This window comes from Streptomyces sp. NPDC057963 (genome assembly GCF_042887155.1).
Classification (GTDB): Bacteria; Actinomycetota; Actinomycetes; order Streptomycetales; family Streptomycetaceae; genus Streptomyces.
Genome location: NZ_JBHVPX010000018.1, coordinates 24,334 through 39,109 on the forward strand (window position 1 = coordinate 24,334; position 14,776 = coordinate 39,109).

Annotated in this window: 14 protein-coding genes; 5 read left to right on the top strand and 9 right to left on the bottom strand. The window is 71.1% G+C overall.

Translation table 11 applies throughout. The features are described from left to right. Window positions 1-177: 177 nt before the first annotated feature. Window positions 178-1,443: a tyrosine--tRNA ligase gene (gene tyrS / locus ACFVT1_RS31780; RefSeq protein ID WP_389801603.1), complete on the top strand. Its 1,266-nt coding sequence runs from the start codon at window positions 178-180 to the stop codon at window positions 1,441-1,443. A 140-nt stretch (window positions 1,444-1,583) separates the two neighbouring features. On the opposite strand, the gene ACFVT1_RS31785 is transcribed toward tyrS, so the two are convergent. Further along, entirely contained in the window at window positions 1,584-1,859 is a 276-nt protein-coding gene (locus ACFVT1_RS31785; RefSeq protein WP_389801606.1) for a GlsB/YeaQ/YmgE family stress response membrane protein, read from the bottom strand. A 247-nt stretch (window positions 1,860-2,106) separates the two neighbouring features. Between ACFVT1_RS31785 and ACFVT1_RS31790 the strand changes: the two genes are divergently transcribed. After that, on the top strand, window positions 2,107-2,463 hold the full coding sequence (locus ACFVT1_RS31790; RefSeq protein ID WP_389801609.1) for a DUF3099 domain-containing protein: 357 nt from the start codon (window positions 2,107-2,109) through the stop codon (window positions 2,461-2,463). 340 nt (window positions 2,464-2,803) lie between these two features. After that, complete coding sequence (locus ACFVT1_RS31795; RefSeq protein ID WP_362205890.1) at window positions 2,804-3,061, top strand: hypothetical protein; 258 nt, start codon at window positions 2,804-2,806, stop codon at window positions 3,059-3,061. Here ACFVT1_RS31795 and moaA read toward each other — a convergent pair. From moaA to ACFVT1_RS31810, 3 genes are all read right to left on the bottom strand, one after another. Continuing rightward, window positions 3,058-4,047, bottom strand: a complete 990-nt coding sequence (moaA, locus tag ACFVT1_RS31800; RefSeq protein ID WP_389801613.1) for a GTP 3',8-cyclase MoaA — start codon at window positions 4,045-4,047, stop codon at window positions 3,058-3,060. The two genes, ACFVT1_RS31795 and moaA, sit on opposite strands and share 4 nt — an antisense overlap. 170 nt (window positions 4,048-4,217) lie before the next feature. After that, complete coding sequence (locus ACFVT1_RS31805; RefSeq protein ID WP_389801616.1) at window positions 4,218-5,858, bottom strand: cation acetate symporter; 1,641 nt, start codon at window positions 5,856-5,858, stop codon at window positions 4,218-4,220. Continuing rightward, the gene (locus ACFVT1_RS31810; protein ID WP_389801618.1) at window positions 5,855-6,220 is read right to left on the bottom strand and encodes a DUF485 domain-containing protein; all 366 of its coding nucleotides are present in this window, start codon (window positions 6,218-6,220) and stop codon (window positions 5,855-5,857) included. The genes ACFVT1_RS31805 and ACFVT1_RS31810 overlap by 4 nt, the downstream gene beginning before the upstream one ends. Window positions 6,221-6,511: 291 nt before the next feature. Here ACFVT1_RS31810 and ACFVT1_RS31815 point away from each other — a divergent pair, with 291 nt between their 5' ends. Next, window positions 6,512-8,047, top strand: a complete 1,536-nt coding sequence (locus ACFVT1_RS31815) for a S8 family serine peptidase (RefSeq protein ID WP_389801621.1) — start codon at window positions 6,512-6,514, stop codon at window positions 8,045-8,047. A 123-nt stretch (window positions 8,048-8,170) separates the two neighbouring features. Then, complete coding sequence (locus ACFVT1_RS31820) at window positions 8,171-9,592, top strand: CoA transferase (RefSeq protein ID WP_389801624.1); 1,422 nt, start codon at window positions 8,171-8,173, stop codon at window positions 9,590-9,592. 80 nt (window positions 9,593-9,672) lie between these two features. Here the strand turns inward: ACFVT1_RS31820 and ACFVT1_RS31825 are convergent, their stop codons facing one another. The 5 genes from ACFVT1_RS31825 to ACFVT1_RS31845 all read right to left on the bottom strand — a co-directional run bounded on the left by ACFVT1_RS31825 (window position 9,673) and on the right by ACFVT1_RS31845 (window position 14,766). Continuing rightward, complete coding sequence (locus ACFVT1_RS31825; protein WP_389801626.1) at window positions 9,673-10,380, bottom strand: lysoplasmalogenase; 708 nt, start codon at window positions 10,378-10,380, stop codon at window positions 9,673-9,675. Further along, on the bottom strand, window positions 10,377-11,255 hold the full coding sequence (locus tag ACFVT1_RS31830; RefSeq protein ID WP_389801628.1) for a sterol desaturase family protein: 879 nt from the start codon (window positions 11,253-11,255) through the stop codon (window positions 10,377-10,379). The genes ACFVT1_RS31825 and ACFVT1_RS31830 overlap by 4 nt, the downstream gene beginning before the upstream one ends. Before the next feature lie 259 nt (window positions 11,256-11,514). Then, entirely contained in the window at window positions 11,515-12,228 is a 714-nt protein-coding gene (locus ACFVT1_RS31835; RefSeq protein ID WP_389801631.1) for a VIT family protein, read from the bottom strand. A gap of 25 nt (window positions 12,229-12,253) precedes the next feature. Continuing rightward, window positions 12,254-13,489 carry an amidohydrolase family protein gene (locus ACFVT1_RS31840; protein WP_389801634.1) on the bottom strand — a complete coding sequence of 412 codons (1,236 nt, stop codon included), beginning with the start codon at window positions 13,487-13,489 and terminating at the stop codon, window positions 12,254-12,256. Next, on the bottom strand, window positions 13,489-14,766 hold the full coding sequence (locus ACFVT1_RS31845; RefSeq protein WP_389801637.1) for an amidohydrolase family protein: 1,278 nt from the start codon (window positions 14,764-14,766) through the stop codon (window positions 13,489-13,491). Before ACFVT1_RS31845 ends, ACFVT1_RS31840 begins: the two co-directional genes overlap by 1 nt. Between the last annotated feature and the right edge of the window lie 10 nt (window positions 14,767-14,776).

Here is a 14,776-nt window from a genome sequence, read left to right on the forward strand (position 1 = left end):
CGACAGCTGCGGCACCGCGCCGCGTTCTCGGAACGCCCGGATACCTCCGGTATTCGGGCGCCCCTCCGCCTTGCGGTGCACCGCATCCGACGCCGGACGCCGATCCACCAGGGGTTGACAGGACAGCCCTTAGACTTGCTGTTGCCATTCGACACACATCTGAGGAGAGAAAGAAACGTGACGGACATCGTCGACGAGCTGAAGTGGCGTGGGCTGTTCGCCCAGTCCACTGATGAGGACGCACTGCGCAAGGCTCTCGCGGACGGTCCCGTCACGTTCTATTGCGGCTACGACCCCACTGCGGCGAGTCTGCACGTCGGCCATCTGGTGCAGGTGCTCACCATGCGCCGGCTCCAGCGGGCCGGGCTGCGGCCGCTGGCCCTGGTGGGCGGGGCCACGGGACAGATCGGTGACCCGAGGCCGACCGCCGAGCGGACGCTGAACGACCCGGAGACGGTCGCCGACTGGGTGTCGCGGCTGCGGTCCCAGATCGAGCCGTTCCTGTCCTTCGAGGGCGAGAACGCGGCGGTCATGGTGAACAACCTGGACTGGACCGCGGGCATGTCCGCGATCGAGTTCCTCCGTGACATCGGCAAGCACTTCCGGGTCAACAAGATGCTGACCAAGGACTCCATCGCCCGGCGGCTGGAGTCCGACGAGGGCATCAGCTACACCGAGTTCAGCTACCAGCTGCTCCAGAGCATGGACTTCCTGGAGCTGTACCGGCGCTACGGCTGCACCCTCCAGCAGGGCGGCAGCGACCAGTGGGGCAACCTCACCGCCGGCCTCGACCTGATCCACCGCCTGGAGCCGGGTGCCGAGGTGCACGCGCTGGCGACCCCGCTGATGACGAAGGCGGACGGGACCAAGTTCGGCAAGTCCGAGAGCGGGGCCGTCTGGCTCGACCCGGCGATGACGACGCCGTACGCGTTCTACCAGTTCTGGCTGAACGTGGACGACCGGGACATCTCCCGGTACATGCGCATCCTCAGTTTCCAGAGCCCCGCGGAGCTGGCGGAGCTGGAGAAGGTCACCGAGGAGCGTCCGCAGGCCCGGACGGCGCAGCGCGCACTGGCCGAGGAGCTGACGACGCTGGTGCACGGCGCCGACCAGTGCGCCGCGGTCGTCGCGGCGTCGAAGGCGCTTTTCGGCCAGGGCGAGCTGGGCGAGCTGGACGAGGCGACGCTGAGCGCCGCGCTGTCCGAGGTGCCGCACGCGCGGGTCACCGAGCTCGGCCCGCTGGTGGACCTCCTGGTGGAGGTCGGCCTGGCGCCGAGCAAGTCGGGCGCCCGCCGCACGGTGAAGGAGGGCGGTGCGTACGTGAACAACGTCAAGGTCACGGACGGCGAGAGCGCACCGGACCGCGAGGAGCTGCTGCACGGGCGGTGGCTGGTGCTGCGCCGGGGCAAGAAGAACCTCGCCGCCGTCGAGGTCACCGGCTGATTTCCCGGCGGACGGACATCGGCTGGTCACCGGCCGGCGGACATCGGTAGTGCGGCCGGGCACGCGTGACGCGTGTCCGGCCGCACACGCGTGGGGGCCAGGGGCCCACCTTTCGCTCGGGCTCGGGTCCTCCGCCCGGCTCAGGCCCTCTGTCTGGTGCGGCGGAACGACGTCCACAGCATGTCGCCGAGACCGACGACGACCACCGCGCCGATCAGCTGGAGCAGATGGCGTGTCCAGTCGATGCCCTTGGTGTTGTTGACACCGATCCAGGTGGCCACGGCATTGCCGAGGACGCTGCCGAGGATCCCGAAGACCGTCGTCAGCCAGAGTGGGATGTTCTGTTTGCCGGGCAGGATCGCCCTCGCGATCACACCGAGCACCAGGCCCACGATGATTGCCCACAACCAGCCCATGTCGCCTCCTCGTGCGACGCGATGTCGCGCATGTGGGCCCAGTCTCGGCCAGTGGGCCGTGCGCCGCACGCCGGAGGCGTCCGTATGCGCGGTGCCGCTCCCGATCGTACGAATGCGACGCGCCCCGGTCTCGAAGCAGCCGGGCACCGGGCGTACCGTGGATGCGGTCCGGTCCGGGGAGCGTCCGGCCCGGGAATGAGGTCTCCCCCGATCCGTGAGGTGCCGGGGGAAGGGTGGTGGAGGCGTGATGCGGAAGCAGAGCGGTGTCGAGGTCTTCCGGATCACGGGGGCGCGGCAGGGGCTCGCGGACGATGTGCGCGGCAGGCAGCGGCGCTATGTCATCTCGATGTCCGTCAGGACGGTTTCGGTGGTCCTGGCCGCCGTGCTGTGGAACGTCGAGCGGTATGTCGCGATCGTCGCACTCGCGCTCGGGGTTCTGCTCCCGTACGTGGCGGTGGTCATCGCCAACGCGGGCCGGGAGAACACTCCTTCGCTTCCTTCCACCTTCGTCCCGGCGCCGATGCGGCCGGTACTCGACGCCGCGCCCGTGGCGGATTCCGGCCCGGAGGCCGACAGCACCCGCCGCACCGGTGGATCGGCGTGAGCCACGAGAACAGGCGTGAGCCACGGGAATTCGGCATGAGCACAGTTGAGGCCGCACCGCACCCCAGGGTCGCGAAAACCTCAGATCAATCATGAAGTTACGGTGCACCCCACCCCGGTCTGCGTGACATACTTCGAAAGCGCTCCGTATCCCCCGTCGGAGCGACAGACCGACGCCGGGCAGCTCCCCCCGTGGCTGCCCGGCGTCGCTTTTTCTCCGGCTTTTCTCCGGCTTTTCTCCGGACTTTTCTCCGTTTTCGGCTCCGGTGCGGGTCCGGTGCCGATCCCTCGGGCGGCCGGTCCGCGTGGGTCCGTACCCGCGCTGACCTAGGGTTGAGTCCGTGAACTCCCCCGAATCCGCGGCCGAAAGCGCTGCCGCCGCACCCATCTGTTCCGCCAAGGGCTGCCGGGCCGACGCCGTGTGGGTGCTGGCCTGGAACAACCCCAAGCTGCACACGCCGGAGCGCCGCAAGACGTGGCTGGCCTGCGAGGAACACCGGGAGCACCTCGCCTCGTTCCTGGACGTCCGGGGTTTCCTCAAGGACGTGGTGACCCTGGCGGAGTGGGAGTCCGGCCGACCGGGACCGGGCAGGCCCTAACCGCCGATCGCCGACATCGGCCGGTCCGGCTGCAGGAAGGACGGGTCGTCCAGACCGGATCCGGCCTTTTTCCCCCACATCGCGAGCGTCCAGATCCGGGCGATCTCCTCGTCCGGTGCGTCCGAGCGCAGGGCGCCGCGCAGATCGGTCTCCTCGCGGGCGAACAGGCAGGTGCGGACCTGGCCGTCGGCGGTGAGTCTGGTCCGGTCGCAGGCCCGGCAGAAGGGCCGGGTGACGGAGGCGATGACGCCCACGCGGTGGGGCCCGCCGTCGACGAGCCAGCGCTCGGCGGGGGCGGAGCCGCGCTCTCCGTCACCCTCCTCGGTGAGGGTGAAACGGGTACGCAGCGACTGGAGTATGTCACCTGCCGTGATCATGCCGTCGCGCTTCCATCCGTGCTGCGCGTCGAGCGGCATCTGCTCGATGAAGCGGAGCTCGTATCCGTGCTCGACGGCCCAGGCGAGCAGGTCGGGGGCCTCGTCGTCGTTGAGCCCCGGCATCAGGACGGTGTTGACCTTGACCGGGGTGAGGCCGGCGTCGTGGGCGGCTTCGAGACCTGCCAGCACGTCGTGGTGGCGGTCGCGGCGGGTGAGTGTCCTGAAGACGTCGGGCCGCAGGGTGTCCAGCGAGACATTGACCCGGTCCAGGCCGGCGGCCCCGAGCGCGGCCGCCGTGCGCTTCAGTCCGATGCCGTTGGTGGTGAGCGACATCCTGGGGCGCGGGCTCAGTGCCGCACATCGCTCGACGAGGGAGACGAGCCCGGGGCGCAGGAGCGGCTCACCGCCGGTGAAGCGGACCTCGGTGATGCCCAGCCGGGTGACGGCGATGCGGACCAGCCGGACGATCTCGTCGTCGGTGAGCAGATCGGGCTTGGCCAGCCATTGCAGGCCCTCTTCCGGCATGCAGTACGTGCACCGCAGATTGCAGCGGTCGGTCAGCGACACGCGCAGGTCGGTGGCGACCCGGTCATAGGTGTCGATGAGCATGTGGGCCCCCTCCCGGTTGCTTCCCGGCTGCCTTGTCCGGCCTTCCGGGCTGACTCCTCCGAGACTACGCGAGACCTGTGACATCGCAGGGGGCTCGTATGGCACGAGGGGCGGCCCGGCCGTCTCGTAGGACTCTACGACGCGGCCGGGCCGTACCCGGTCCTTCTCGCTCAGTGCGCTCCGACGCCGGTGAGGGACTTGACCTCCAGTTCGGCGTACTTGCCCTTGTCCGGCTCCTCCTTCGAGAGGAGGGAGCCGATCCAGCCGAGCAGGAAGCCCAGCGGGATGGAGATCAGGCCCGGGTTCTCCAGCGGGAACCAGGCGAAGTCGACGCCCTTGAACATCGATGTCTTCGGGTTGCCGGAGACGACCGGGGAGAACAGCACCAGGATCACCGAGCCGGCCAGGCCGCCGTAGATCGACCACAGCGCGCCCCGGGTGGTGAACCGCTTCCAGAAGAGGCTGTAGAGGATCGTCGGCAGGTTGGCGGAGGCGGCGACGGCGAAGGCGAGCGCCACCAGTCCGGCGACGTTCATGTCGCGTGCGAAGGCTCCGAGGAGGATGGCGACCGCGCCGATGAGGACGGTGGCCCAGCGGGCGGCCCGCATCTCCTCCTTCTCGGTGGCCTTCCCCTTGCGGATGACGTTGGCGTAGATGTCGTGCGCGAAGGAGGACGAGGACGCGAGGGTGAGCCCCGCGACGACGGCGAGGATGGTGGCGAAGGCGACGGCCGAGATCACGGCCAGCAGCACGGCGCCACCGGTGGAGCCGACCCCGCCGAGGTACTCGGCGAGCTGCGGGGCGGCCGCGTTGCCGGCCGGGTTCTTGGCCTTGATCTCGTCCGGGCCGATCAGGGCCGCGGCGCCGAAGCCCAGCGCGATGGTCATCAGGTAGAAGGCGCCGATGATGCCGATGGCCCAGTTGACCGACTTGCGGGCGGCCTTGGCGGTCGGCACCGTGTAGAAGCGGATCAGGATGTGCGGGAGTCCGGCGGTGCCGAGGACCAGGGCGATGCCCAGGGAGAGGAAGTCCAGCTTGGAGGTGCCGGTGGCGCCGTACTTGAGTCCGGGCTCCAGGAACGCCGCTCCGTGGCCGCTCTTCGCCGCGGCCGTGCCCAGCAGGTCGGAGATGTTGAAGTCGAACTTCAGCATCACCAGGAAGGTCATCAGGAGGGCACCGGCGATGAGCAGGACGGCCTTGACCATCTGGACCCAGGTGGTGCCCTTCATGCCGCCGATCGTGACGTAGACGATCATCAGCACGCCGACCAGCGCGACGATGAGGATCTTGCCCGCGTCGCTGGTGATGCCGAGCAGCAGCGAGACCAGGACGCCGGCGCCCGCCATCTGCGCCAGCAGGTAGAAGATCGAGACGACGATGGTGGAGACGCCGGACGCGGTCCGGACCGGGCGCTGCCGCATCCGGTAGGCGAGGACGTCGCCCATCGTGTAGCGGCCCGAGTTGCGCAGCGGTTCGGCGACCAGCAGCAGGGCCACCAGCCAGGCCACGAGGAAGCCGATGGAGTACAGGAAGCCGTCGTAGCCGAAGAGGGCGATGGCTCCGGCGATGCCGAGGAACGAGGCCGCCGACATGTAGTCACCGGAGACCGCGAGCCCGTTCTGGAACGCGGTGAACTGCCGGCCGCCGGCGTAGAAGTCGGAGGCGCTCTTGGTCTGCCGCCCGGCCCAGACGGTGATGCCGAGGGTCGCGGCGACGAACACCGCGAAGAGCGTGATGATCAGCGGCCGGTGCTCGGTGGTCGAGGAGGCGGCCAGCTGGAGTACGGGGTGCGGGTGGTACGCGGCGCTCATGCGTCGGCCTCCATACGGGACTTGATGGCCTCGGCCTTCGGGTCCAGCTTCGCGGCGGCGTGGCGCGAGTAGAGCCAGGCGATGAGGAATGTGGTGACGAACTGGGCGAGGCCGAACACGAAGGCCACGTTGATGTTGCCGTACACCTTGGTGCCCATGAAGCCGCCCGCGTAGTTGGACAGCAGCACGTACAGCAGGTACCAGAGGACGAAGGCGATGGTCAGCGGGAAGGCGAAGGAGCGGTACGTGTGGCGCAGTTCGCCGAACTCCCCGCTCTCCTGCGTCGCGATGAACGCCTCGGTCGTGGGCTCGGCGGGGCGGGTGTCCGTACTGACCTCGGGCGGCGGTGCATCGGTAGCCACGGAATCTCCTCGCGATGCGGGTGCGGTGGTGGGGACGGTGGATCCCACTGGGCGGAACCTCGGTGCCGGGGGGTGGTGGTGCGCCTCCCCCGACAACGGCACGGACCGCGCGGCGAAGCGGTTCACCGCGGTTGCGCACTTCTCGGGCCCGCCGCCGCGCGGCCGTCCGGACGAACCCGATACCCCCGAGTCATTGAAGAGCGGGGATGATCAGCGATAACTTCACTCGTCATGTACGCGACTTGGCACACCCCGTGTCCGGTCGCCCGGCACGGATGATGTGGAGACCCCATGGCTCATCTGGGATCCAGACGGACGCGCGCGCTGACGTTGCCCGTCGGATTGGCACTCACGGCCTCACTCGGCTTCCTGCCGACGGGGGCCGCCTCTGCCGCACCGGTGGACGCGCAGCCCGCGGCGGCGGTGTCGGCCGACGGCCCGAAGCTCTCGTACGTGGTCAACACCCAAGGTGGCCACGGGACCGTCGAGCGCGTGAAGAAGGCGATAGCCGAGGCCGGCGGCACGGTGGTGGTCGCCTACGACCAGATCGGTGTCGTCGTCGCCCACGCGCAGAACCCGGACTTCGCGAAGTCGATCCGCCGGGTCAAGGGGGTCGACTCGGCCGGGGCCACCCGTACCAACCCCATCGTTCCGCAGGCCACCACGGACATCGGGGTCGAGCAGCCGCTCACCGCCGAGCAGGCCCGGAGCGCTGCGGCGAAGGCGACGGCCGGCCAGGATCCGATGGAGCCCCTGCAATGGGACCTGCCCGCCATCAAGGCGGACCAGGCGCACCGGAAGACGCTGGGCAGCAGCAAGGTCACGGTCGGTGTCATCGACACGGGTGTCGACGACACCCACCCCGACCTGGCGCCGAACTTCAACCGCGGGGCCTCGGCGAACTGCGTGTCCGGGGCGCCGGACACGACGGACGGCTCCTGGCGTCCGAAGACCGGTGAGAGCGACCACGGCACGCATGTCGCGGGCACCATCGCCGCCGCGAAGAACGGCATCGGGGTCACGGGGGTCGCGCCGGGCGTGAAGGTCGCCGGGATCAAGGTGGCGAACCCGGACGGGTTCTTCTACACCGAGTCGATCGTCTGCGCCTTCGTCTGGGCCGGCGAGCACGGTGTCGACGTCACCAACAACAGCTATTACACCGACCCGTGGATGTTCAACTGCAAGGACGACCTCGACCAGGGCGCCCTGGTCGAGGCCGTCGCCCGTGCCACGCGGTACGCGGAGCGCAAGGGCACGGTGAATATCGCCTCGGCCGGCAACAGCAGCTTCGACCTGGCCTCCGGGGCGATCGAGGACGCGTCCAGCCCGAACGACACCACGCCGGCCACCCGGACGATCGACCCGCGCACGTGCCTCGACATCCCGGCGATGCTGCCGGGCGTCGTGACCGTCTCCGCGACCGGTGCCAAGGGTCTGAAGGCCTCGTACTCGAACTACGGGAACGGCGTCATCGACGTGGCCGCCCCGGGCGGCGACTCGACGGTCTACCAGACGCCCGCACCGCCCGCCACGAGCGGCCTGATCCTGTCCACGCTGCCGGGCGGCGCGTACGGCTACAAGGCCGGTACGTCGATGGCCTCCCCGCATGTCGCGGGTGTCGCGGCCCTGATCAAGTCGACGCACCCGCACGCCTCCGCGGCCGCGGTGAAGGCGCTCCTGTCGGCCGAGGCGGACGCCACCGCCTGCGGCGCGCCGTACGACATCGACGGCGACGGCATCGTCGACGCCGTCTGCAAGGGCGGCAAGAACCGCAACGGCTTCTACGGGGCCGGTGTGGTGAACGCGCTGAACGCGGTTCGCCGGTAGGGAAACACGGCACAGCGGGCGGGGCCGGAACCGGCGGTCCCGCCCGCTGTCTCTTCGCGGGCCGTACGGGGCGTCTCCCGGCTCCCCTTCCTGGCGGGTGGCACGCAGTGCCATAGTGCGGGGATGACTCACGCACGCATGTCCGGTACGGAGCGGGCCTGGGCGGCTCTCGGCGGCGATCCCGCACTTCTCGCCCGCATCGAAACGGGTGGCCCCGAAGGGCTGCTGCCTTCCCGGTTGCCCGTCATGGAACTGGCCCGTTCCGCCGTCGCGGTCTGCTCACTGGCCGCCGCCGAACTGGCTGCCCGCCGCACCGGGCACGCCGTGCCGCGGGTCCGCGTCGACGACGGTGCGGTGGCCACGGCGTTCACCAGCGAGCGCCATCTGCGGATCGACGGGCGCGCGCCGACCGTTTTCGCGCCGCTGTCCCGGTTCTGGCGCACGGCGGACGGCTGGGTCCGGACGCACGCCAACTACCCGCACCACCGGGCCCGGTTGCTGGCCACGCTCGGACTGCCCGCGGACACCCCGGACGGCATCGCCGTGGACGCCGTCGCCGCCTCGTTCGCCGGGCGCCGGGGCAGCGAGATCGAGCAGACCGTGTACGCGGCGGGCGGCCTGGCCGTCGCCGCCCGTACGCCCGAGGAGTGGGCGGCGGACCCCCGGGGCGCCGCCCTCGCGGGCACGCCGCTGGTGGCCGGGGACCGCATCGGCAGCGCGCCCGTCCGCCGGACGGCGGCGCTCACCGGTGAACCGCTGCTGCCCGCCGCCGGGATGCGCGTGCTGGACCTGACCCGGGTCATCGCGGGGCCCGTCGCCACCCGTACGCTCGCGCTGCTCGGCGCGGACGTCCTGCGGATCGACGCCCCGCAGCTCCCGGAGAGCCCGGACGCGCACAGCGACACCGGTTTCGGGAAGCGGTCGGTGGAGCTGGATCTCGGCAGCCGCTCCGGCGCGGCCGCCTTCGACGAGCTGCTGGCCGGCGCGGACGTGGTCGTCGTCGGCTACCGGCCCGGCGCGGTCGAGCGGTTCGGTCTGACGCCCCGGTCCCTGGCCGCGCGCAGGCCGGGGCTGGTGGTCGGGCGGCTCTCGGCCTGGGGGCACGGCCCGTGGGCGCGGCGGCGCGGCTTCGACAGCCTGGTGCAGGTGGCCACCGGCATCGCCTCGGTCGAGGCGACGGCCGGGGCGGAGCGCCCGCCCGGTGCCTTGCCCGCCCAGGCGCTCGACCACGGCACGGGCTATCTGCTGGCCGCCGCCGTGCTGCGCGCACTGACCGAGCAGCACGACGAGGGCGGTTCACGGCTGGCCACGCTCTCGCTCGCCCGGACCGCCGCCTGGCTGCTGGACGAGCTGCCCGCCCGCCGGGAGACGGAAGCCATGGATCCGTCGTACGACCCGGAGAAGTGGCTCACAGAGACGGACGGCCCGCTGGGCCGGCTGCGTCACGCCCTGCCGCCGGTCGCCTTCGACGGCTCCCCCACCGACTGGTCGCGCCCGCCCGGCCCGCTGGGGGCGGACGCGACCGCCTGGCTCACAGCTCGTTGAACGCTCTCGGGGCCGTGCGCATGCCGTGCCGTGGGGGCTTGGACGGCAGTGGCGCGCATGGGCGGGGGGCCTCGCGGATGTCAGACGCCGATGCGCCGCTCACGGTACGCCACATGGGTGAAAGCGGGTGATTTCGCACCGGGGGCGAGCGCTCCGACGGTCAGCAGGAACTGGGCGGCGACGTAGGTGAGCATGACCCAGAAGTCGGGGGCGGGCAGCTGCGGCCAGTCGGCGATGCCGGTGGCGATGAGCGCGTCGGAGAGCAGGAAGAGCGCGCCGCCGACGGCCGCGTACCGGCCGAGGGCGCCGGCACGGTACGCCATCGCCGTGAGCAGCAGGCTGTAGCCGGTCATCGGGATCCGCATGTCCGCCGGCAGCCCGTTCCAGAGCAGCGCCACGAAGGTGGCCAGGACGACCGCGTACCCGGCCGCGGCGAGCAGCGGGCTCCGGGCGCGCCCGAAGAGCCACAGGTAGCAGACGTGGCCCGCGGCGAAGGATCCCATCCCGACGAGGAAGGCGGTACCGGAGCCGGACAGCAGCAGCGTGTCGCCGCCCCAGCCGCACAGGAGCGCCACGACGAGCAGCCGGGGGCCGCGCCGCGCGGCGGCGTACCCGGCCAGCAGCGGCATCAGCAGGGGCTTGGCGACGAGGTGGACGACCGGAACGTCGGCGAGCACGCCGAAGAGGTCGACGGCGCAGGCCGCGAGGAAGGCGATGAGCAGCGGGCGTACGAGACGGGCGCGCCGGTCCGCGGCGGCATGGGCTCCCGTGAAGGCATCGGCGCTCATCCGGTGCGCTCCTGGACGGGGAGGGCCGTACGGGCGGCCGTTCCGGCGGGCTGCCAGCCGGGCCCGCAGAAGATCCGCCCGGCCCGCTCGCTCCAGTTGCCCGCCGCGCGCACGTCGCGGGCGATGGCGGCGTACTCGTGGGTGGCGACGCGGAGCGGGTTGAACGTGTCGATGTTCTTGGTGAGGCCGAACACGGGCCGCTCCGCCTCCGCGGTGAAGGACCCGAAGAGCCGGTCCCACAGGATCAGGATGCCGCCGAAGTTCCGGTCCAGGTAGCCGCCTTGCGACGCGTGGTGCACCCGGTGGTGGGAGGGCGTGTTCAGTACGTACTCGAAGGGCCTGGGGAGTTTGCCGATGCGCTCCGTGTGCACCCAGAACTGGTAGACGAGGTTCGCCGACGTGCAGAACGCGAGCGCGGCCGGATGGACGCCGCACGCGATCAACGGCAGGTAGAACGGCCAGACGGTCAGCGAGGTCCAGGGCTGGCGCAGTGCGGTGGAGAGGTTGAACCTCCGGCTGGAGTGGTGGACCACGTGGCAGGCCCAGAGGATCCGGACGACGTGGTGGCCGCGGTGGGACCAGTAGTAGAAGAAGTCCTGCGCGAGCAGCATCGGCGGGACGGTCCACCACAGCACGGGGACCCGGAGCGGGGTCAGCTCGTACACGGCGGTGTAGATCGCGACGATGGGCACTTTCCACAGCAGGTCGAAGACCAGGCTGCCGAGCCCCATGGTGATGCTGGTGACGGCGTCCCTGGCCTCGTATCCGGCGGCTTCCTCGTCGGGATGGAAGTGGTGGAGGGCCATTTCGAGGACAGTGAGCAGGACGAAGGCCGGTATGGACCAGAGCACGACATCGGGCAGGTTCGGCGGCATGCGAGCACCGTAGAGCCGCAGGTCGGCTGCGGACTAGACGTTGTTACCAACAAGTATGCGAGACGCGGTGTCAGCAGTCTTTGGCGACTTCTGCCAACGCGGACGTCGCACGATCCCCTGTACTGGAGCTTCCATGGGCGAGGAACTGCCGTGTACGGTCCGGGAGTTGCGATGCTTCGGCCGACCAGGACGGCGATCGGCGCGGCGACCGGGCCGCTGATGGCAACGAAGCCCGGCGCGAGCGCAACATCCGGCACCCTCAGGTCCCCACCGCCCCCAGCAACTCCCCCGCCGCATAGGTGACCGCCATCGCCACCGCTCCCCCGCCCATGTTCCGCAGCACCGCCCGCCACGGTGCCGCCTCGCCCAGGCGGGCGCTCCACCAGCCCGTCAGGGCCAGCGCCGCCAGTACCGACAGCACCGTCACGAGCAGCCGCAGCGACGCCGGGGGCAGCACGATCGCCAGCAGCGGAAGCAGCGCGCCGACCGTGAAGGCCAGGAAGCTCGCGCCCGCCGCGTGCCAGGGGTTCGTCAGCTCGTCCGGGTCGATGCCCAGCTCGACCACCGCGTGGGCGCGCAGCGCATCGCGCGCGGTGAGCTGGAGGGCGGCCTCGCGGGCGACTTCGCGGCTCAGGCCCTTGCCCTCCAACAGGCCGGTCAGCTCGACGAGTTCAGCCTCGGGAGCCTCCGCCAGCTCCTGCCTCTCCGTCGCCAGTGCGGCCTTCTCCGAATCACGCTGGGTGGAGACCGATACGTACTCGCCCGCCGCCATCGACATGGACCCGGCCAGCAGCCCGGCCAGGCCCGCGGTGAGCAGGATGCCGCGGTCGGCGGTGGCGCCGGCCACGCCGACCACCAGGCCCGCGGTGGAGACCACGCCGTCGTTGGCGCCGAGGACCGCGGCGCGCAGCCAGTTCAGCCGCGCGCCGAGCCCGTCGCCGTGCGCTTCGTCATGCGTCTGGGTATCCGTCACCCGGGGATGGTCTCACCCCGCCCCGTCACCACACGCGTACCGACCCGCCCCGTGCGAAGGCGGGGCTGGTCGCGTCGGCCGGGGCCTCCTTCAGGGGTTCGGCGATCTCGTCCACCGTCGGGCCGACCGTCGCGGCGACACGGTCGAGGGCGGTCAGGTCGAAGCCGTAGACGCGGGCGGCGTTGCCGCCCGTCATCGCCGCGATCTCTTCGGGCGGCAGGCCCGCGTACGCGATCCGCAGGCCCTCTCGCGAGTACGGGGCGGTGCCCTCGTCGTGCGGGTAGTCGCTGCCCCACATGATCTTGTCGAGGCCGATCCGGTCGCGCAGCGGCACCTCGTGGGGCCGCATGAAGCTGGCGCCGACGTAGCAGTTGTCGCGCCACACCTCGCCGGGGCTCGCACCCATCGAAGCGGCAAGCCCCGCACCGAACTTGGACTCGGCGGTGGCTGCCCGGCCCGCCGCCGCGACCAGCCGCCCGTGGTAGTAGTCCAGCATCTCCACGACACCCGGGATCCAGCCGGAGCCCTGTTCGGTGAGGACCAGTTTCAGTCCGGGGTGGCGGCGGAAGGCCCCGCCGAAGATCAGGTGCCACAGCGCCCGGTGGGAGAACCAGGTCGTCTCCACCATGAAGACGGCACGGGCCGCCGGCTCGTCGCCGAGCGGCGGGGAGGCCGAGCCGCCGTGGTGGTTGACCGGTACATCCAGTTCCGCGCAGACCGCCCACAGCGGGTCGTACACCTGCGAGTACAGCTCGGGAATGCCGGAGCCGGGCGGGGCACCGGGCAGCAGGATACCGCCGGTCAGGCCCGCGTCCTTGGTGCGGCGGACCTCGCGTACCGCCTCCTCCGGATCGTTGAGGAGGATCTGCGCGACGCCCGCCCGCCGGCCCGGCGCCTGCGCGCAGAAGTCGGCGAGCCAGCGGTTGTGGGCGCGCAGGCCGGCCCAGCGCTGTTCGTACTCCGTCTGCGACGGCGCGGGCGCCATCAGGGCGGCGGAGGGGAAGAACGGCGGGACGGTGTTGGGGAAGACGACCTCCGCGACGATGCCGTCCGCCGCCAGCTCCGCGACGCGGCGTGCGGAGTTCCAATTGCGGTCGGCGGTGTCGGCGAGGAGGTCCTCGTACGGATTGACGTAGGCCGCCGCCCACGCGTCGAAGTCGTCGTGGAACTTCGCCTCCAGGTAGGGCCTGTAGTCGAGGAGGTCGGCTCCGGCGTGGCAGTCGGCGGAGATGACCGTGTAGCGGTCGGTGTTCCCGTTCATCACTCGGCCCCCAGGACCGGGAAGTCGTGGTCCGTCAGCCAGTGCCGGCCCACTTCGCGCGACCTGGCCCAGGACGCCTCGGCCGCCGCCTGGTCGGCGCTCTGGCCCAGGTCCTCGGGTGTGGGGCCGATGCGTTCGGCGATCGGGGCGAGCTTCGCCGTGTCGAAGCCGAACACCTCGGCCGCGGCGAGTCCCAGCATGCGGCGGGTCTCGGCGACGGGGATGTCGTGGAAGGTGTCGCGCAGCCACCGGGCGGTGTCCGGCCACGTGCCTTCGGGGTGCGGGAAGTCGCTGCCCCACAGGATGTTGTCGACGCCGATCTCGTACCGCTGGGCGAGTTCACGGCGTTTGGTGTTGGTGGCGCAGACGAAGACCTGGCGGTCGAGGTACTCGTGCGGGGGCCGCTTCAGTTCCGCGAACGGGGAGAGTTTCTTTCCGCCGTGGGCGCCGAGGTAGAGCCGGTCCATGAACCAGAGGAGGTTCGGCAGCCACCAGCAGCCGGACTCGGCGACGCCGAACCTCAGCCCCGGGTGGCGTTCGAAGGCGCCCGACCAGAGCAGGAACCAGAGCGGCCGGGACGGCCACCAGGTGACCTCGGAGACATAGATCCCGAGATGGTCGCCGTACTCGTGGCGCGGCGCCGCACCGGAGTGGGTGACGACCGGCATCGCCGTCTCGGCGGCGGCCGCCCACACCGGGTCGTAACGGCGGTCGTGGTACGGGGCCTTGTCCACCCACATGGAGGGAATCATGAGCGCGCCGAGTCCGGACTCCTTCGCCCGGTGGATCTCCGCGACGACCCGGTCGACCTCGCCGGTGACGGGCAGCAGGGCGACCCCGCAGTGGCGTTCGGGGTTCTGCGCGACGAAGTCGGCGAGCCAGCGGTTGTGGGCCTGCGCGCCCGCCATGCCCAGGTCCGGGTCCTGGTCGCCGGAGAGTCCGAGGCCGACGCCGAACGGGGCGGCGGTCCGGCTGTCGACGGCGTCCGCGTCCGGGAAGACGACCTCGGCCGCCACCCCGTCGCCGTCGAGTTCCTTGAGCCGCTGTGCGGCGTCCCAGCCTCCCCTCAGACCTTCCTCGTTGTCGTGGAACCATCTCTCGGCGAAGGCCTCGTTGCGCACCCCGAGGCGGGTCATCTCCTCACGGCGGCGGTCGCGTCCGGCGAGGAAGTCGTCGAAGTCCCGGTGGAAGCGGGGGTCGAGGTAGGGCCGGTACTCCTCGGTGGGCAGCCCGGCGTGGCAGTCGGAGGAGATGATCAGGTACGGGTCGTCGGTCATCGCTCGCTCC

Excerpts from the sequence above, each read along its gene's own strand:
- ACFVT1_RS31790 (WP_389801609.1), top strand. The coding sequence starts at position 2,107 with ATGCGGAAGCAGAGCGGTGTCGAGGTCTTCCGGATCACGGGGGCGCGG.
- moaA (WP_389801613.1), bottom strand. The coding sequence starts at position 4,047 with ATGCTCATCGACACCTATGACCGGGTCGCCACCGACCTGCGCGTGTCG.
- ACFVT1_RS31840 (WP_389801634.1), bottom strand. The coding sequence starts at position 13,489 with ATGAACGGGAACACCGACCGCTACACGGTCATCTCCGCCGACTGCCAC.
- ACFVT1_RS31830 (WP_389801628.1), bottom strand. The coding sequence starts at position 11,255 with ATGCCGCCGAACCTGCCCGATGTCGTGCTCTGGTCCATACCGGCCTTC.
- ACFVT1_RS31805 (WP_389801616.1), bottom strand. The coding sequence starts at position 5,858 with ATGAGCGCCGCGTACCACCCGCACCCCGTACTCCAGCTGGCCGCCTCC.
- ACFVT1_RS31785 (WP_389801606.1), bottom strand. The coding sequence starts at position 1,859 with ATGGGCTGGTTGTGGGCAATCATCGTGGGCCTGGTGCTCGGTGTGATC.
- ACFVT1_RS31815 (WP_389801621.1), top strand. The coding sequence starts at position 6,512 with ATGGCTCATCTGGGATCCAGACGGACGCGCGCGCTGACGTTGCCCGTC.
- ACFVT1_RS31845 (WP_389801637.1), bottom strand. The coding sequence starts at position 14,766 with ATGACCGACGACCCGTACCTGATCATCTCCTCCGACTGCCACGCCGGG.
- ACFVT1_RS31820 (WP_389801624.1), top strand. The coding sequence starts at position 8,171 with ATGACTCACGCACGCATGTCCGGTACGGAGCGGGCCTGGGCGGCTCTC.
- ACFVT1_RS31825 (WP_389801626.1), bottom strand. The coding sequence starts at position 10,380 with ATGAGCGCCGATGCCTTCACGGGAGCCCATGCCGCCGCGGACCGGCGC.